This window comes from Streptomyces sp. NPDC004126, from assembly GCF_050275515.1.
In the GTDB taxonomy this organism is placed as follows: Bacteria; Actinomycetota; Actinomycetes; order Streptomycetales; family Streptomycetaceae; genus Streptomyces.
On sequence record NZ_JBNNPF010000004.1, the window covers coordinates 32,430 to 48,945 of the forward strand.

Sequence of the window (16,516 nt, forward strand, 5' to 3'; positions counted from 1 at the left end):
TGCGTCCGTTTCCTTCGTCGTCCACGTTCGTTGCTCGTACCGCGGGGGCGGTACCGCAACAGCCTAAGGGCCCGGGGCCCCGCGGCGGGGGTCAGCGGGGCAATCACCCGCTCCCGGCGGGCCGGGTTCCGGTGAGCTCCGCCCAGACCACCAGGCGGTGGCTGTGCCCCCACTCGGGGTCGCAGGTGGTGAGGGTGAGGTACTTGCCGGGGGTGGCGAACGGGGACCGGCGGGGCACCGGCGCGACCACCCCGGTCTCGGACGGCAGGATGCGCAGCGGCGCGGCCCGGACGGTGTAGGTGTACCAGCCGGTGGCGTCCCGGACGGTCACGGTGTCCCCGGGCCGCAGCTCGGGGATGTCCTTGAAGGGGTCGCCGTAGGTGCGCCGGTGCCCGGCCACCGCGAAGTTGCCGTCGCCGCCGGGGCGGGCGGAGCCGGTGTAGTGGCCCAGGCCCTTCTTCAGCGGTTCCGGGTCCGTGCCCTCCAGGACGGGCCTGCTCCAGTCCTTGCCGAAGCGGGGGACGTACAGCTCGGCGAAGGCCCGCCCGGGCTCGTACGGGGCCTGCGCGGGGGCCTGCGCGGTGCCGGGGGCGGGGGTGGGGGCCGCTGCCGGGGCGGACGCCGCCCAGCGGTCGCGCAGCCGGTCGCGCTCGGCCGCCGCGGCCCGGTCGGCCTTGACCCCGGTCCACAGCAGTACGTACGCCGTGAACAGGACGATCAGCGTCCCGGCGGTCAGGCACACCTCGCTGAACGTCCGTACCACCAGGCGCAGTACGACGTCAGGGCGCGGCGGACTCCAGCGGCTTCGCATAGTGGAGGTCCACTGTGCCGGAGTAGCCGGGCAGTGTCAGCCGCTTCTCCTCCTCCACTTTCCAGCCGAGCCCGTACGCGTTGACGTACAGCAGGTAGTTCTGGATGGCGGGGGAGGCGTTGATCGCCTTGCGCAGCGCGGCCGGGTCGCCGACGGCGGAGACCTTGTAGGGGGGCGAGTACACGCGGCCCTGGAGGATCAGGGTGTTGCCGACGCAGCGCACCGCGCTGGTGGCGATCAGCCGCTGGCCCATGACCTCGATGCCCTCGGCGCCGCCCAGCCACAGGGCGTTCACCACGGCCTGGAGGTCCTGCTGGTGGATCACCAGGTCGTTGGGCTGGGGTTCGGGGACGCCGGGGACGCGGGCCGTGGCGTTGGGCGGCGCGTCGTTGAGGGTGACCGTCAGGCCCCGGCCGGTGAGCTCCTCGGTGCCGGAGGCGGTGCGCAGGGCGGCCAGCTTGGCCTCCTCGGCCTTGGTGCTGCCGTTGTCGCGCTCGGCGAGGGCGTCGACCTGGTCGCGCGCGGCGGCGGCGGTCTTCTCCAGCTCGGCGTTCTTGGCGCTGCGCTCGTGGATGAGGTCGGACAGCTTCAGCAGCGAGGCGTCCGTCCGGATGTTCGTACCCTTGGAGGTGTTGAAGCTGGTGACGAAGATGAGGCCGGCGAGCGCGAAGACGGCGGCCGTCAGCAGCCGGACGGGCCTGGCCCGTCGGCGGGCACCCGTGGAGGAGTCGTCGGAATTGCTCAACGTACCCTTCTCCTTCAACGCCAGAGGTCCACTACGCTAACGGACGCCCGGGGCAGGCAAGGTCCCCAGCGCATCGACAGGAGAGCCCCTCGTGCCGAAGTCACGTATCCGCAAGAAGGACGACTACACGCCGCCGCCGGCAAGGCAGGCGCAGGCGATCAGGCTGACGAACCGCAGCTGGGTCGCCCCGGTCATGCTGGCCTTCTTCCTCATCGGACTCGCGTGGATCGTGGTCTTCTACGTGTCCGACACCCAGCTGCCGGTGGAGGCGCTGGGCAACTGGAACATCGTGGTCGGCTTCGGCTTCATCGCGGCCGGCTTCGGCGTCTCCACCCAGTGGAAGTAGTGCCCGGCACCATACCCGGATAGCCGAGCGGCGCAAGCTCTCCCCATGAGTTATCCACAGCGTCATCCACACCTGAGGAAAAGACAGAAGATCTGTGGATAACTCTGTGGAGAGTTGACGCCGGTGTGATCAGGTGAGTTCGGCCGTCCGGAGGACGACCACCACCACGGCCAGCAGGAACACCGCCGCACAGGCCGCCGTCTGGACGAACGCCCGCCTGCGGCCCGCGGCGGGCACGAGCAGGCCCAGGCCGACCAGTGCGCCGGTCACCAGGCCGCCGATGTGCGCCTGCCAGGACACCGACAGCCCGCCGAAGGGCACGAAGGTGATCAGCAGCATCAGCCCGAGCGTGACCAGCACCGGCCGCATCTCGTAGCGGAGCCGGCGGGCGAGGACCACCGTGGCGCCGAGCAGGCCGCAGACGGCGCCGGAGGCGCCCAGGGTCGGGGTGTTCGGCGCGGTCAGCAGGTAGACGAGGGCGCTGCCGCCCAGCCCGGACAGCAGGTAGAGCGCGAGGTAGCGGACGCGGCCGAGGGCCGCCTCCAGCGGACCGCCGATCACCCACAGGGCGAGCATGTTGCCGAAGATGTGCCACCACTCGACGTGCAGGAACACCGAGGTCAGCAGCCGGTGGTACTGCCCGGTGGAGATCCCCTCCACAGGTGCCCCGTAGTACTCCACGTACCGGCCGAGCAGCTCCAGGCCGATGGCGAGGCTGGGCATCGCGAGGACGGCGAGGAACACCGCCGCGTTGATCCCGATGAGGATCTTGGTGACGAGCTGGGGATCGCCGGTCACCAGCCCGCCCGCGATCGTGCGCGGGGCGTTGGCCGCGGCGGAGTGCCCGGTACCGGAACCTTCCCGGACGCACTCGGGGCACTGGAAGCCCACCGAGGCACTGATCATGCACTCGGGGCAGATGGGCCGCTCGCAGCGGGTGCAGCTGATGCCCGTGTCGCGGTCCGGGTGGCGGTAGCAGCCCGGCAGACGGTCGGTGTCCATCGGTCCCCTCGATCGGCGGCGTGACGGGGCCCGCGCCCCGCCGTTCCGGTACACATCGAGTACGGACGGGCGGGTCCCGAAGGTTCCCGCCCCGCCGTCCCTCCGGTCAGCGGCGCTCGATGGAGACCGACTGGATGATCACGTCGTCCAGCGGCCGCTCGGTGCGCGGGTTGGTGGGGCCGGAGGCGATGGCGTCGACGACCTTGCGGCTGGCCGCGTCGGTGACCTCGCCGAAGATGCTGTGCTTGCGGGTCAGCCAGGCCGTGGGGGCGACCGTGATGAAGAACTGCGAGCCGTTCGTGCCCGGGCCGGCGTTGGCCATGGCCAGCAGGTAGGGCTTGGTGAAGGCCAGGTCGGGGTGGAACTCGTCGGCGAACTGGTAGCCGGGGCCGCCGGTGCCGTTCCCGAGCGGGTCGCCGCCCTGGATCATGAAGCCGCTGATGACGCGGTGGAAGACGGTGCCGTCGTAGAGCGGGGCCGTGGTCTTCTGGCCGTCGGTGGGACGGGTCCACTCACGCTCGCCCGTGGCGAGCTCCACGAAGTTGCGCACGGTCTTCGGAGCGAAGTTCTCCAGCAGCTCGATCTCGATGTCGCCGTGGTTGGTCTTCAGGGTGGCGTAGAGCTTCTCGGCCACGGGTCTGCCTTCCATAGTCATCACTGTCGGGCCCGATCCTCGCACGGAGGGCGGAAGGCCGCGGAAATCCTCCACCCGTATGCCCTGTCGCGCATGCGCGGGCGGCGCTGCGAGGGGCATGATCCGACAAAGGGTGGAAAGGTGAACTGTGTCCGCCACCGAGGAGGAGGATCCCGTGACCCGCAAGGACAGCGTGCGCCTGGCCGCCGAGAACGCCATGGACGCCGTGAAGCACGCAGCGGAAGTGGTGGCGCCGTACGCAGAGACCGCCATGGACGCGGCCGCCCACTACGCGCACGAGGCGAACGAGCGGCTGGCGCCGAAGGTCTCCCACGCGGCCTGCCAGGCCCAGCTGCACGCGCGCGCGGCGTACGACAACCACCTTCATCCGAGGATGCAGGCGGCGCGCACGCACGTGCCCCCGAACGTGGACCGGGCCGCGGTGAAGGCCGTCCACCAGACCCGCCTCGCGGCGCGCCACGCCGCCGACTACACGGCGCCCCGGTTCGAGAGCGCCCTCGCGGCGAGCCGACCGGTGGCCGAGGAGGCCGCTTCCCGTTCGACGGCGGCCCTCGCGGCGCTGCGCGGCCAGGTCTCGGCGAAGGAGGTGCGGCGCCTGGTGCGGCGGCACGAGCGCAGGGCGCGGTGCGGCCGCTGGGTGAAGGGGGCCGCGCTGGTCGGGCTCCTGGCCGGCGGCGCCTACGTGGCGTGGAAGTGGTGGGACCAGCAGTCGAACCCGGACTGGCTGGTGGAGCCCCCGGCGGCCACCGAGCTGTCCGCGCAGGACGCCGCTCCGGCCTCCTTCGACGACGAGCTGGCGGAGAAGGAGCGCGAGTCGAACGGCGGCAAGAACGCCTGACGCCCACCGCGTGCGGGAGGGGCCCGGATCCACCCGCGGATCCGGGCCCCTCCCGCATGCCGTGCGTCGCTAGTTCGGCAGGGTCAGGACCATCCCCGGCCGGATGAGGTCCGGGTTGGAGCCGACCACGCCCCGGTTCATGGCGTAGAGCTCGCGCCAGCGGGCCTCGTTGCCGAGCTCGCGGCGGGCGATCGCGGAGAGCGAGTCGCCGGGCTTGACGGTGTACGTGCGCTTCTTCGCGGCCGGCGCGGGCTTCGGGGCCTGCTTCGGCGACACCGGGACGGCCTTGTGGGCCGCCGAGGTGGGGCTCGGAGCGGCCGGCGCCATGGGCTTGGCCACGGGCGCCGCCGCCTTGGGCGGAGCGGCGGCGGCCATCCGCTCGGCGGCCGCCTTGGTGGCGGAGGCGGCGTCCGCGTAGGAGTCCGCGTACTTGGAGCCCATGTCGGAGCCCGTCTTCGGCCCCTGCCGCTCCATCTCCCGCTTCGCCTTCTCCGCTGCCTCGTGTTCCTTCTTCTTGTCCGACTTCAGGAAATCGAAGAGTCCCATCGCGTGCGCCTCCGGCGTGCTGTTGCCCCCTGGCCTCATTGCCTCCCCCCACTGTCGTCCACCGTCAGCCGTACGGCCGGGTGACTGGGCCGTACGGGGGACCCCGGCGGCTACTGCTGCCGGGCCCGCCGGGCCGGGCGGGGGCTCTCGGCGGGCACGGCCAGCGGCCCCTCGGCGAGCCGTCCGAGGACCCGCAGCAGACACGCGCGGTCCTCCTCGGCGAGGCCGGCGAGGGCCTCCGCGTGGACCGCGTCGACGATCCGCCGGCTCTCCGCGCAGAGGGCGGCCCCCTTCTCGGTCACCGCGATGATCCGGGCCCGCCGGTCCTTGGCGGAGGGCCGGCGCTCGGCCAGTCCGGCCTTCTCCAGGGCGTCGACGGTGACGACCATCGTCGTCTTGTCCATGTCGCCGATCTCGGCGAGCTGGGCCTGTGTGCGCTCTTCCTCCTGGGCGTGCACGAGGACGCAGTGCATGCGGGCGGTCAGCCCGATCTCGCCGAGGGCCGCCGCCATCCGGGTGCGCAGGACGTGGCTGGTGCGGTCCAGGAGGAAGGACAGGTCGGGCTCGGTGCGGGTGGGTCCCATCGCAGTCATGGGTCCAGCCTAACAATTCGATCCGAAGAAAATAGTCTGCAACGAAACCATCTGCTACGGTCACACCAGTTGCCCGCCGATGGCCCGCCGCTGAACCGCCGACGACGACCGGAGACACCCATGACCACCGCAGTTACGGAATCCCCCGCCGGGGCGGCCGCTCCGGCCCGCCGTCCGCGCTCGCGCCGGACCGCCCTCGCCGTGCTCTCGACGGGCATGCTGATGACCGTCCTCGACGGCAGCATCGTCACCGTGGCCATGCCGGCCATCCAGGACGACCTCGGCTTCAGCCCCGCCGGCCTCAGCTGGGTCGTCAACGCCTACCTGATCGCCTTCGGCAGCCTGCTGCTCCTCGCCGGCCGGCTCGGCGACCTGATCGGCCGCAGGCGCATGTTCCTCGCGGGCACCGCCGTCTTCACGGCCGCCTCCCTGCTCGCCGGGTTCGCCGCGTCCCCCGCCCTGCTCATAGCCGCCCGCTTCCTCCAGGGCGTGGGCAGCGCCATGGCCTCCGCCGTCAGCCTCGGGATCCTCGTCACCCTCTTCCCCGGGACCGGCGAACGCGCCAGGGCCATCGCCGTGTTCTCCTTCACCGGAGCGGCCGGGGCCTCCCTCGGGCAGGTGCTCGGCGGGGTCCTCACCGACGCCCTCGACTGGCACTGGATCTTCTTCATCAACCTGCCCATCGGCATCGCCGCCCTGCTGGCCGCCCTGCCCGCGCTCCCCGCCGACCGGGGGCTCGGACTGCGCGCCGGCGCCGACGTACCGGGCGCCCTGCTCGTCACCGCCGGCCTGATGACCGGGATCTACGCCGTCGTACGCGTCGAGGAGCACGGCTGGACCTCCGCGCACACCCTCGGCCTCGGGGCGCTCTCCCTGGCCCTGATCGCCGCCTTCGCCCTGCGCCAGGCCAGGGCCCGCACCCCGCTGATGCCCCTTCGGATCCTGCGCTCGCGCACCGTGGCCGGCGCCAACCTGGTCCAGGTGCTGATGGTGGCCGCGCTCTTCTCCTTCCAGGTCCTGGTGGCGCTCTACCTCCAGCAGGTCCAGGGCTACGGAGCCGCCGAGACCGGCCTCGCGATGCTGCCGGCCGCCCTGGCCATCGGCGGGATCTCCCTCGGCGGCGCGGCCAAGCTGATCGCCCGCTTCGGCGAGCGCCGCGTCCTGCTCACCGGCCTCGCCCTGCTGGTCGCCGGCCTCGCCCTGCTCACCCGCCTCCCGGTACGGGCCGACTACGTCACCGACCTGCTGCCCGTGATGCTGCTGGCCTCGGGCTTCGGCCTGGCCCTGCCCGCGCTCACCACCCTGGGGATGTCCGGCGCCGACGAGCGGGACGCCGGACTGGCCTCGGGCCTCTTCAACACCACGCAGCAGATCGGCATGGCCCTCGGCGTCGCCGTCCTGTCCACGCTCGCCGCCTCGCGCACCGAGGCCCTGACGGCCGCCGGGACCGCCCGGCCCGAGGCCCTCACCTCCGGCTACCACCTGGCCTTCGCCACCGGCGCCGCCCTCCTCCTGGCCGCCACCGCCCTCACGGCCACCCTCCTGCGCACCCCCCGGACCCGCTAACGCCCGAAGTGCGGGGGAGGCGAATCGGACATTGACTCCCCCCGCACTTCGATATGCTCAGCCGGTGCAAGGCCCCGCACATTTCGGGGCATCTCAGAGACGACGGGGGCAGCGGTGGACAACCAGACCACGCAGTACGTGACCGAGCTGGACCGGGGGCTCGGCGACCCGATCCGCGTCCTTCAGCTCAGCCAGACCCGCCTCATGGCCACGATGCCGTGGGGTCAGCTTTCGCGCATCGTCCCCGACCCCCGCAGGGCGGAACAGCCTCAGGCCTTCAAGTACCTCTCCGCCGGCGAGCGCGAGCAGGCAGAAGCCCGCAACGAGGTCCAGCGCGCCATCAAGTCCACCAAGAAGGCGCAGAACGCCAAGGACTATGCGAAGTACCTCGCGGAGGTCGTCCTCGGCGAACGCGACGAGCGCTGGGCCACGCCGCCGTTCGCGCTGTGGATCCCGCACCCGCTGCAGACCGTCCAGGCCCGGGGGCTGCTGGGGGCGGACACCTTCGCCTACCTGCCGTACGACGCCACCGGTGTCCTGATGGACGCCGAGACCCAGCACCTGGCGCACTTCATCCTGCGGGACGACCCGGCCGCGTACGGACTGACCGCCCAGCAGATCAACGCCCGCCTCGTGGGTGTGGAGGTCTACCACGGCCTCGACCTCGTTTCGGCGCGGCAGATCTTCCACGACCGCAACCTGCTCGGCGTGATCCCGAACAAGAACGTCGCCCTCACCTCCGACTCCTCGAACGTGGCGACGAGCATCACCCTCGACCTCCTGAAGAGCGTGCAGGTGCCTGCCCCGGGCGGCACGGGCGAGCTGGTGCCCCTGGGTGACGTCGTGTCCGTGCGGCAGCGTCAGCTCAAGGCCGCCGACACCGAGTGGATGACCCTGTCGACCCTGCGGTCGTTCGTCGTCACCGCGATCTTCGGCCGGGCCGGTTTCGAGAAGACGAGCGGACCCATCTCCGAGCTGCCGTACGGCTGCGAGCGGGAGTCGGCCACGGAGGAGATCCACCTGGTGCTCGGTCGGCTCCTGTCGACGTTCGCCGCCAGCTTCATCGACCGCAACAACACGGTCATCGCGTCCCCGGCCGTCTTCGCGGCCCTCGGGGCCGTCGCCCACCGCGCCATGTCCTGGAACGCCGGGTACGACGCGCTCACCCCGGACGAGTACATGAGGCTGCTGGCCGACGTGAAGTGGACCAGGGACCCCCACTACTGGGAGGGCACGGCCGGCAAGCAGACCGCCACGGGGGCCTTCTCACTCGCCGGCGGCGTCAAGGACAACGGCAGCAAGACGGCCGGCGCGCTCGGAGACCCTACTTCCCCCCGCTTCCAGTGGATCCGGTACGGCCGTCCGAACCTCTGAGAAGGTATCCCCGCAGATCAGAATTCAGGTCCCCGCACTTCGCTCATCAGGGAGATTGCCTGCGCCGTTCAGTTCGAGGAAGCGATCGATCCCTGATTAACAGCGGTTCGGCACATCGACACCCACAACAGCCAGTACGATGATCCTCACGCATCTCAGGGGCATCATCTGCCCCTGAGATGCTCCACTTTGGCATTTTGCCGAGGTGGAGCGTCGATTTGCCGTAAGGCAACGCAACCACGGGGGCACATGGTGGGCACGGCAGGTTGGGGGATCGTAGTCACGATCGTAGCTGCGGGCATCGGGGCATTGGCGATCTTCGTCCTGCAGCGCCGCAAGCACGATCGCGCGGACGCGGCGGAGATCAAGCCCTTCACGGACGCGGTCGACTCCGTCATCGCAGCCCGCAAGAGCGGGTCCAAGACCGAGCTGGAGTCCCTCGGCCGCCGGCTGGAGGATTTCCTGATCCGCCCTCCCAGGCCGCTGAAGCAGCTGCTCGACGCCGAAATGCAGTGCCTCACCAGCTATCGGCTCGCCCTCGCGGGCAACGCCAACCTGCCCGAGATGGACGCAGCGATCGCACTGTCCGAGGCCGCCGGCCCCTTGCGGGAGGCCAACAAAAGGCTGCGCGAGGCCGTCGTGGCCTTCTGCCGTACCCGGTGACACGGTCCCCCAGCAGAACGCAAAAATCCCCTCTGACCCGCGTTTCCGCAGGTCAGAGGGGATTTTGTTGTGGAGCCTAGGAGATTCGAACTCCTGACATCTGCCTTGCAAAGGCAGCGCTCTACCAACTGAGCTAAGGCCCCGAGCAACTGGACGCGGACGTCCCCTCGGGAGGGAGTGTCCGTTCCGCAGGACAGAGTACCCGGTGCACCCCCGCATCCCGCAAAATGATAGGGACTCCCGCCCCGCGACCACGCTCCGTAAGATGCTCGCGAGGTTCGCACCAGCGAAGGGGAGTAGGAAGAGTGGACGCAGTACAGCAGGAGGCCACGGCCAGAGCCCGGGAACTCCAGCGCAGTTGGTACGGGGAGCCGCTCGGCGCGCTGTTCCGACGGCTCATAGATGACCTCGGCCTCAACCAGGCCCGCCTCGCTGCCGTGCTCGGGCTTTCGGCGCCGATGCTGTCCCAGCTGATGAGCGGGCAGCGCGCCAAGATCGGCAACCCGGCCGTGGTCCAGCGGGTGCAGGCCCTCCAGGACCTCGCGGGCCAGGTGGCCGACGGCAGCGTCAGCGCCGCCGAGGCCACCGACCGGATGGACGAGATCAAGAACACCCAGGGCGGCTCCGTCCTCAGCAACAGCGGCCAGACCAGCACCGGTTCCGGCGCCCCCACCGTCAAGCGCGTCGTCCGCGAGATCCAGTCGCTGCTGCGCTCGGTCGCCGCCGCCGGCGACATCATCGAGGCGGCGGACACCCTCGCCCCCACCCATCCCGAACTGGCAGAGTTCCTCCGGGTCTACGGGGCGGGCCGCACCTCCGAGGCGGTGTCCCACTACGAGGCCCACCAGAACTGACACGCGCGGGTGACGGGGGACGGGCGCAGCGATGGGTGAGGTCTTCGCCGGCCGGTACGAGCTGGTCGATCCGATCGGACGGGGCGGCGCGGGCGCCGTCTGGCGGACCTGGGACCGGCGCCGCCGCAAGTACGTCGCCGCGAAGGTCCTCCTCCAGGGCGATGCCCACATGCTCCTGCGGTTCGTGCGCGAGCAGGCCCTGCGCATCGACCACCCGCACGTCCTGGCGCCCGCCAGCTGGGCGGCGGACGACGACAAGGTCCTGTTCACCATGGACCTCGTCGCCGGCGGCTCCCTGGCCCACGTGATCGGGGACTACGGGCCGCTGCCGCCCCGTTTCGTGTGCGTGCTGCTCGACCAGCTCCTGTCGGGGCTGGCGGCGGTGCACGCGGAGGGCGTCGTCCACCGCGACATCAAACCGGCCAACATCCTGATGGAGGCCACCGGAACCGGGCGGCCGCACCTGCGGCTGTCCGACTTCGGGATCTCCGTGCGCAAGGGCGAGCCCCGGCTCACGGACACCGACCGCGTCGTCGGCACCCCGGGCTACTTCGCCCCGGAACAACTGGCGGGCGCCGAGCCCGACTTCCCCGCCGACCTCTTCGCCGTCGGCCTGGTCGCCCTGTACCTCCTGCGCGGGAGCAGGCCCGACTCGCGCGCGCTGGTGGAGCAGTTCGGGGCGCACGGCACCCCGGACACCCCCGAAGGCGTCCCCGCGCCCCTGTGGGGCGTGATCTCGAACCTCCTGCACCCGGACCCCGGAAACCGGTTCCGGACCGCCACAGGGGCACGCAAGGCCCTTGCCGAGGCCGCCCAGTTGCTGCCCGACGCCGCGCCAGGCGAGGAGCCGGTGGAGGTGTTCGACCAACTCGGTCCGCTTCCGGCTGGTTTCGGCCCCCATGGGCCTGAAATCGCCTCCGCCGCAGCGCCGGTGGGTTTCGGGCCGCCGCCGGCCTCCTACGGCCCCGCGGAGCCCGCCGGGGCCCCGGAGACGAGCGGCTTCCACCTGGCCCCTCCCGCCGCCGCCCCTCCCACCGCCGCCCCGCAGGCCGCGTCCCCGGCGCCGCGGGCCGCCCGGTCCGGCGGGATCGCCCCGCCCCCGGCGAAGGTCACCGCCGGCATCCTCACCGCGGCCCTGCTGTGCTTCGCGGTCGGCGCCTGGGCCCTGACGCGGCTCTAGGACGCGGCCCGGCCGCGGCGGGCCAGCAGGATCCATCCCCCGAGTACGAGCAGCAGCACCGCCCCCGTGCCGAAGCCGGCCCCGGCCACCACCCGCATCGCCGAGGCGTCGTCCCGCGCGGCCGCCGCCTCCGGGGCGGTGAGCCCCTCCTTCGCGGCGGCCCGGTCGGCGGCGCCGACCCCGAACCCCGCGGCGGCCAGGCCCTCCTTGTACGCGGGGGCCTTGACCGGGCCGCCGGTCACGTCCATCCGCAGCGTGAGCGGCACCGGCGTCGCGTCCTCGGTGAACTCCCCGACCTTCCCGCCCAGGGTGACGGCGATGTAGTACCAGCCCGCGACCCGGACCGGCTCCACCTCGCGCACGCTGGAGAAACGGTTCTCGTAGGCCACCGGCGCGGTCTTCGGCAGCGTCACCGCCGCCTGCCTCCCGTCGTACGAGGTGCCCTCCGCGTCCACGGGCCCCCGGTACGGGCTGTACAGCGCGACGGTGAGCCCGTCGGGGGCGGAGCCGTAGTCCTTGGTCATCCGCGCCTTGGCCACCTCGGCGCCGATCCCCAGCTGCTGCCCCCAGTCCAGCGGCACCCGGTAGAACCGGGTCTGGCCGGGCCGCAGGCCGTCGCGCCACACCCCGGGGCCCAGGGCGCGCGCGTCGTTGAAGCCGGTGCCTCCGGTACGGGCCACCGGGTCCGTGCCCGGCAGGGCCGGGGAGGCCGAGGGCCGGACGCTGGGCGCGGCGGCGGGGGCGGTGCCGGCGGCCGGGGCCGGCTCGCGCATCACGAGGAGCTCCACCGGCCATGCCGCCCGGTCGGAGTCCTTGCCCGCGGTCCGGGTGACCTTCGCGTAGTACGTGCCCGCGCCCTGGCACTCGGCGTCCTCCGCCAGCCTCCGCTGGCCCACCGCGCCGAGCGGGACCGGGTCGTGACCGAAGGACGCCCGGCCGGGGTTGCCGGGGCAGGCCCGGCCGCCGCTGGTCATGACCTCGACCTCCAGGTCGTCCCCGTAGCCGGCCTTGGCGCCCGCGGGCGGCCGCAGCACGGCGGAGACGTAGACGGTCGAGGCGTCGTCGAGGCCGAGCCGGTAGACCCGCTCGCCCGGGGCGAGGGTGTCCTCGTAGGGCGTGCCGGCCTCCAGCAGCGGGGCGTCCGCCGTCGAGGGCGCGCCCCGCACCGGCTCGGCACCGTCCGCGGGCCGGTACTCCGGCAGTGCCCCGCCCGGCCCGGAGACCGCCGCCGGCGACCCTCCCGTCGGCCCTCCCGTCGGCCCGGCGGCCGGGACCGCGTACGCCGCCCCGGGCAGCCACGCCGAGAGGGCCAGCAGCCCCAGGGCCGCCGCCCCGGCCGGCGCCGTCCGGCGCCCGTGGCGCACCCGATCCATCACACCCACCCCGAATTCGCTACAGCAACTAAAATCTTTGCGTAACAGAACTTCCTGCGGCCGGACTTGTCGCCGGAACAGCACGAAGCCCCGGCAGCAGCGGCAGCCGGGGCTTCATGGAATCAATCGTGGGGCTCACACACCGGAACCAGAGGGCACGGAGTCGGTTGCCTCCGTCCACAGGTCCTGCTCGGCACGGTCCGCCTGGATCTGGCGGTACACGAGGAGCCCGCCGATGGCGGCCAGGGCGACCAGGAGCAGCTTCTTCACGGCGCGACCTCGTCTTTCGTAGACGTTGGGGACTTCTGGCCGCCAACAATACACACCGACCGATACCGATCGGTTACCTGGGACCAACCCGGACGGCCCAACGAAGAAGACCCCCAGGCCTTGGCCTGGGGGTCTTCTTCACTGTGGGGCTAACAGGATTTGAACCTGTGGCCTCATCCTTATCAGGGATGCGCTCTAACCAACTGAGCTATAGCCCCTCCGCGCCTGCGCGCTGACTCCTGAAGATTAGCGCACAGACGCAGTGGAACCCAAATCCGCTCCTGAGGGGCTTTCCCGCAGGTCAGTCAGCCGGTCATTCGTCCTCGGCGAGCGTGAGCTCCACGCCGCCCACGAAGCCCGCCGACAGGTTGTAGATGAACGAACCCAGCGTCGCCAGAGCCGTCATCAGCACCACGTCGATCACCGCGATCACCGAGGTGAAGATCAGCACGCGCGGCAGCGACAGGAACGACTGGAGGTCGAACCCGTTGCCCTCGTTCGAGCCGGTCGCCTCGCTGATGGTGCCGCCGACGGTCGAGAAGATGCCCATGGCGTCCATGACCATCCACAGCACCGCCGCCGCGACGACGGTGCACAGGCCCAGCGCGATCGACAGCAGGAAGCTGACCTTCATCACGGACCACGGGTCGGCCTTGGCCACCCGCAGCCGCGCCTTGCGCGTCCTGGGGGCCGTACGGACCCCCGGGACGGCCCCGCGCTGCGCACCCGGGCCCGTGGGCGCCGCGTAGGCCTGCGGGGGCTTCTGGGGCTGCCCGGCCCGCTCCTTGGCCGGCCCCTTGGGCTGGTCCTTGGCGGGCTGCTCCTTGGCCGGCGCCTTGGTCGGCACCTTGGCCTGGTCCTTGGCGCCGGTCTGGTCCTTGGCAGCCTGTTCCTTGGCCTGCTCCTTGACCGGCTCCTTCGCCTTCGGCTGCGTCTTGGTCTGCGCCGCCGGCTTGGGTTCCGGTTCTCGGGTGTCCGTCACGGTTCCCCCCTGGGAGTCCGCGGCGGGGCCACGGGCACCGTTCGCTCCAGTCTTGGCCGGTCCGGCGCCCGTGGCTCCACTCACGACTTACTCCTCGTGCTCCCCGACCGAGGGCTCCGTGCCCTCGGCCGCCCCGGCGGCCGGTGCGTCGGCCGCCGCGGCCTCGATCTCTGACTCGATCTCGTCGGCCTCGTCAGCTTCCTGACCGGCCTCGGCGTTACGAGCGATACCGACCACGGCATCGCGCTTGCCCAGGTTGATCAGCTGGACGCCCATGGTGTCACGGCCGGTCTCCCTGACTTCGTTGACGCGCGTGCGGATCACACCACCGCCGAGCGTGATGGCGAGGATCTCATCCGACTCGTCGACCACCAACGCGCCGACCAGCGAACCGCGGTCCTCGACGATCTTCGCCGCCTTGATGCCCAGACCGCCACGGCCCTGGACCCGGTACTCGTCCACCGCCGTCCGCTTCGCGTAGCCGCCGTCGGTGGCGGTGAAGACGAACGTACCCGGCCGGACAACGCTCATCGACAGCAGTTCGTCACCCTCGCGGAAGCTCATGCCCTTCACACCGGAAGTGGCACGGCCCATCGGGCGCAGCGCGTCGTCCGTCGCCGTAAAGCGGATGGACTGCGCCTTCTTGCTGATGAGCAGCAGGTCGTCCTCGGCGGACACCAGCTCGGCACCGATCAGCTCGTCGTCGCCGCCGTCCTCGGTCTCCCGGAGGTTGATGGCGATGACGCCGCCCGAACGCGGGGAGTCGTAGTCCTTGAGCGCCGTCTTCTTCACCAGGCCGCCCTTGGTGGCCAGGATCAGGTAGGGCGCCGCCTCGTAGTCGCGGATCGCGAGGATCTGGGCGATCTTCTCGTCCGGCTGGAAGGCCAGCAGGTTCGCCACGTGCTGCCCGCGGGCGTCGCGGCCGGCGTCCGGGAGCTCGTACGCCTTGGACCGGTAGACGCGGCCCTTGTTCGTGAAGAACAGCAGCCAGTGGTGCGTGGTGGAGACGAAGAAGTGGTCGACCAGGTCGTCCTGCTTCAGCTTCGTGCCGCGCACGCCCTTGCCGCCGCGCTTCTGCGAGCGGTAGTCCTCGGTCTTGGTGCGCTTGACGTAGCCGCCGTGCGTGATGGTGACGACGATGTCCTCTTCGGCGATCAGGTCCTCGATGGACATGTCACCGTCGAAGGGCACCAGCTTGGAGCGCCGGTCGTCGCCGTACTTCTCGACGATCGCGGCCAGTTCCTCGCTGACGATCGAGCGCTGCTTCTCCGGCGAGGCCAGGATCGCGTTGTACTCGTTGATCTTCGCCTGGAGTTCGTCGTGCTCGGCGACGATCTTCTGGCGCTCCAGGGCCGCCAGGCGGCGCAGCTGCATCTCCAGGATCGCGTTCGCCTGGATCTCGTCGATCTCCAGGAGGCCCATCAGGCCCTCGCGCGCGATCTCGACCGTGTTGCTGCGCCGGATGAGGGCGATGACCTCGTCGATGGCGTCCAGCGCCTTGAGCAGGCCGCGCAGGATGTGGGCCCGCTCCTCCGCCTTGCGCAGGCGGAAGCGCGTACGGCGGACGATGACCTCGATCTGGTGCTGCACCCAGTGGCGGATGAACGCGTCGATCGACAGGGTGCGCGGCACCCCGTCCACCAGCGCCAGCATGTTCGCGCCGAAGTTCGTCTGCAGGTCGGTGTGCTTGTAGAGGTTGTTCAGCACCACCTTGGCGACGGCGTCGCGCTTGAGCACGATCACCAGGCGCTGGCCGGTCCGGGACGAGGTCTCGTCGCGGACGTCGGCGATGCCGCCGATCTTGCCGTCCTTGACCAGGTCGGCAATCTTCTGCGCCAGGTTGTCCGGGTTGGTCTGGTACGGGAGCTCCGTGACCACCAGGCACTGGCGGTTCTGGATCTCCTCGACCTCGACCACCGCGCGCATCGTGATGGAGCCGCGACCGGTCCGGTACGCCTCCTCGATGCCCTTGCGGCCCACGACGAGGGCGCCGGTCGGGAAGTCCGGGCCCTTGATGCGCTCGATGAGCGCGTCCTGGAGCTCCTCGTGCGAGGCCTCCGGGTGCTCCAGCGCCCACTGGGCGCCGGCCGCGACCTCGCGCAGGTTGTGCGGCGGGATGTTGGTGGCCATGCCGACGGCGATACCGGCGGAGCCGTTGACCAGCAGGTTCGGGAACCGCGCCGGCAGGACGGTGGGCTCCTGGTTGCGGCCGTCGTAGTTGTCCTGGAAGTCGACGGTCTCCTCGTCGATGTCCCGGAGCATCTCCATGGCCAGCGGCATGAGCTTGCACTCGGTGTAGCGCATGGCGGCCGCCGGGTCGTTGCCCGGGGAGCCGAAGTTGCCGTTGGAGTCCACCAGCGGCATGCGCATCGACCACGGCTGGGCCAGGCGGACCAGGGCGTCGTAGATGGAGCTGTCACCGTGCGGGTGGTACGTGCCCATGACGTCGCCGACGACGCGGGCGCACTTGTAGAAGCCCTTCTCGGGCCGGTAGCCGCCGTCGTACATCGCGTACAGCACACGACGGTGGACGGGCTTGAGGCCGTCGCGCACGTCGGGCAGGGCGCGGGAGACGATGACGGACATCGCGTAGTCGAGGTAGGAGCGCTGCATCTCCGTCTCGAGCCCGACGGGCTCGATGCGCAGCACGGGCTGCTCCTCCGCGGAATTCTCGGCGGTGGGGGTGGTTTCGTCGGCCATTGCTGGTCAGGAATCCTT

Annotated in this window: 17 protein-coding genes and 2 tRNA genes; 7 read left to right on the forward strand and 12 right to left on the reverse strand. The window is 71.2% G+C overall.

Features of this window, described 5'->3' with window-relative positions; translation table 11 throughout:
• Nucleotides 1–103 precede the first annotated feature (103 nt).
• Together ACQKM2_RS05425 and ACQKM2_RS05430 are read right to left on the reverse strand one after the other, a co-directional pair.
• Nucleotides 104–811, reverse strand: coding sequence for a class E sortase (locus ACQKM2_RS05425; RefSeq protein ID WP_427706860.1), 708 nt, complete (start codon nt 809–811; stop codon nt 104–106).
• Entirely contained in the window at nt 780–1,556 is a 777-nt protein-coding gene (locus ACQKM2_RS05430) for a DUF881 domain-containing protein (RefSeq protein WP_427706862.1), read from the reverse strand. Before ACQKM2_RS05430 ends, ACQKM2_RS05425 begins: the two co-directional genes overlap by 32 nt.
• 91 nt (nt 1,557–1,647) lie before the next feature.
• Between ACQKM2_RS05430 and crgA the strand changes: the two genes are divergently transcribed.
• The gene (gene crgA / locus ACQKM2_RS05435; RefSeq protein WP_427706864.1) at nt 1,648–1,902 is read left to right on the forward strand and encodes a cell division protein CrgA; all 255 of its coding nucleotides are present in this window, start codon (nt 1,648–1,650) and stop codon (nt 1,900–1,902) included.
• A 129-nt stretch (nt 1,903–2,031) separates the two neighbouring features.
• Here the strand turns inward: crgA and ACQKM2_RS05440 are convergent, their stop codons facing one another.
• On the reverse strand, nt 2,032–2,904 hold the full coding sequence (locus tag ACQKM2_RS05440) for a rhomboid family intramembrane serine protease (RefSeq protein WP_427706866.1): 873 nt from the start codon (nt 2,902–2,904) through the stop codon (nt 2,032–2,034).
• A gap of 106 nt (nt 2,905–3,010) precedes the next feature.
• Complete coding sequence (locus ACQKM2_RS05445; RefSeq protein ID WP_125597985.1) at nt 3,011–3,538, reverse strand: peptidylprolyl isomerase; 528 nt, start codon at nt 3,536–3,538, stop codon at nt 3,011–3,013.
• Between the two features lie 175 nt (nt 3,539–3,713).
• On the opposite strand from ACQKM2_RS05445, the gene ACQKM2_RS05450 reads away from it, so the two are divergent.
• A complete protein-coding gene (locus ACQKM2_RS05450; RefSeq protein ID WP_427706868.1) occupies nt 3,714–4,397 on the forward strand; it encodes a DUF5324 family protein in 684 nt (227 codons plus the stop codon).
• 69 nt (nt 4,398–4,466) lie between these two features.
• Here the strand turns inward: ACQKM2_RS05450 and ACQKM2_RS05455 are convergent, their stop codons facing one another.
• Together ACQKM2_RS05455 and ACQKM2_RS05460 are read right to left on the reverse strand one after the other, a co-directional pair.
• Nucleotides 4,467–4,943: a LysM peptidoglycan-binding domain-containing protein gene (locus tag ACQKM2_RS05455; protein WP_427706870.1), complete on the reverse strand. Its 477-nt coding sequence runs from the start codon at nt 4,941–4,943 to the stop codon at nt 4,467–4,469.
• Between the two features lie 110 nt (nt 4,944–5,053).
• Nucleotides 5,054–5,536 carry a MarR family winged helix-turn-helix transcriptional regulator gene (locus tag ACQKM2_RS05460; RefSeq protein ID WP_427706872.1) on the reverse strand — a complete coding sequence of 161 codons (483 nt, stop codon included), beginning with the start codon at nt 5,534–5,536 and terminating at the stop codon, nt 5,054–5,056.
• Between the two features lie 120 nt (nt 5,537–5,656).
• Between ACQKM2_RS05460 and ACQKM2_RS05465 the strand changes: the two genes are divergently transcribed.
• The 3 genes from ACQKM2_RS05465 (at nt 5,657) to ACQKM2_RS05475 (ending at nt 9,139) form a co-directional block, all read left to right on the forward strand.
• Nucleotides 5,657–7,102 carry an MFS transporter gene (locus ACQKM2_RS05465; RefSeq protein WP_427706874.1) on the forward strand — a complete coding sequence of 482 codons (1,446 nt, stop codon included), beginning with the start codon at nt 5,657–5,659 and terminating at the stop codon, nt 7,100–7,102.
• A gap of 114 nt (nt 7,103–7,216) precedes the next feature.
• On the forward strand, nt 7,217–8,476 hold the full coding sequence (locus ACQKM2_RS05470) for a DNA sulfur modification protein DndB (protein WP_427706876.1): 1,260 nt from the start codon (nt 7,217–7,219) through the stop codon (nt 8,474–8,476).
• 309 nt (nt 8,477–8,785) lie between these two features.
• Complete coding sequence (locus ACQKM2_RS05475) at nt 8,786–9,139, forward strand: hypothetical protein (RefSeq protein WP_427706878.1); 354 nt, start codon at nt 8,786–8,788, stop codon at nt 9,137–9,139.
• Between the two features lie 70 nt (nt 9,140–9,209).
• On the opposite strand, the gene ACQKM2_RS05480 is transcribed toward ACQKM2_RS05475, so the two are convergent.
• A tRNA-Ala gene (locus ACQKM2_RS05480) sits at nt 9,210–9,282 on the reverse strand.
• Between the two features lie 162 nt (nt 9,283–9,444).
• Here ACQKM2_RS05480 and ACQKM2_RS05485 point away from each other — a divergent pair.
• The gene (locus ACQKM2_RS05485) at nt 9,445–9,993 is read left to right on the forward strand and encodes a helix-turn-helix domain-containing protein (protein ID WP_007265216.1); all 549 of its coding nucleotides are present in this window, start codon (nt 9,445–9,447) and stop codon (nt 9,991–9,993) included.
• A gap of 31 nt (nt 9,994–10,024) precedes the next feature.
• Nucleotides 10,025–11,173: a serine/threonine-protein kinase gene (locus tag ACQKM2_RS05490; RefSeq protein ID WP_427706880.1), complete on the forward strand. Its 1,149-nt coding sequence runs from the start codon at nt 10,025–10,027 to the stop codon at nt 11,171–11,173.
• On the opposite strand, the gene ACQKM2_RS05495 is transcribed toward ACQKM2_RS05490, so the two are convergent.
• The 5 genes from ACQKM2_RS05495 to gyrA form a co-directional block, all read right to left on the reverse strand.
• Complete coding sequence (locus ACQKM2_RS05495) at nt 11,170–12,546, reverse strand: hypothetical protein (protein ID WP_427706883.1); 1,377 nt, start codon at nt 12,544–12,546, stop codon at nt 11,170–11,172. The genes ACQKM2_RS05490 and ACQKM2_RS05495 overlap by 4 nt on opposite strands.
• Before the next feature lie 135 nt (nt 12,547–12,681).
• Nucleotides 12,682–12,816 carry a DLW-39 family protein gene (locus ACQKM2_RS05500; RefSeq protein WP_208809277.1) on the reverse strand — a complete coding sequence of 45 codons (135 nt, stop codon included), beginning with the start codon at nt 12,814–12,816 and terminating at the stop codon, nt 12,682–12,684.
• Nucleotides 12,817–12,960: 144 nt separating this feature from the next.
• Nucleotides 12,961–13,034, reverse strand: a tRNA-Ile gene (locus tag ACQKM2_RS05505).
• 95 nt (nt 13,035–13,129) lie between these two features.
• Nucleotides 13,130–13,882 (reverse strand): DUF3566 domain-containing protein, encoded by a 753-nt coding sequence (locus ACQKM2_RS05510; protein ID WP_427706885.1) that lies wholly within the window; start codon nt 13,880–13,882, stop codon nt 13,130–13,132.
• A 3-nt stretch (nt 13,883–13,885) separates the two neighbouring features.
• Nucleotides 13,886–16,498, reverse strand: a complete 2,613-nt coding sequence (gyrA, locus tag ACQKM2_RS05515; protein ID WP_427706887.1) for a DNA gyrase subunit A — start codon at nt 16,496–16,498, stop codon at nt 13,886–13,888.
• Between the last annotated feature and the right edge of the window lie 18 nt (nt 16,499–16,516).

What these genes read in the sequence shown, in the direction of transcription:
- ACQKM2_RS05460 (WP_427706872.1), bottom strand. Translation starts at nt 5,536, where the DNA reads ATGACTGCGATGGGACCCACCCGCACCGAGCCCGACCTGTCCTTCCTC.
- gyrA (WP_427706887.1), bottom strand. Translation starts at nt 16,498, where the DNA reads ATGGCCGACGAAACCACCCCCACCGCCGAGAATTCCGCGGAGGAGCAG.
- ACQKM2_RS05490 (WP_427706880.1), top strand. Translation starts at nt 10,025, where the DNA reads ATGGGTGAGGTCTTCGCCGGCCGGTACGAGCTGGTCGATCCGATCGGA.
- ACQKM2_RS05455 (WP_427706870.1), bottom strand. Translation starts at nt 4,943, where the DNA reads ATGGGACTCTTCGATTTCCTGAAGTCGGACAAGAAGAAGGAACACGAG.
- ACQKM2_RS05465 (WP_427706874.1), top strand. Translation starts at nt 5,657, where the DNA reads ATGACCACCGCAGTTACGGAATCCCCCGCCGGGGCGGCCGCTCCGGCC.
- ACQKM2_RS05440 (WP_427706866.1), bottom strand. Translation starts at nt 2,904, where the DNA reads ATGGACACCGACCGTCTGCCGGGCTGCTACCGCCACCCGGACCGCGAC.
- ACQKM2_RS05495 (WP_427706883.1), bottom strand. Translation starts at nt 12,546, where the DNA reads ATGGATCGGGTGCGCCACGGGCGCCGGACGGCGCCGGCCGGGGCGGCG.
- ACQKM2_RS05425 (WP_427706860.1), bottom strand. Translation starts at nt 811, where the DNA reads ATGCGAAGCCGCTGGAGTCCGCCGCGCCCTGACGTCGTACTGCGCCTG.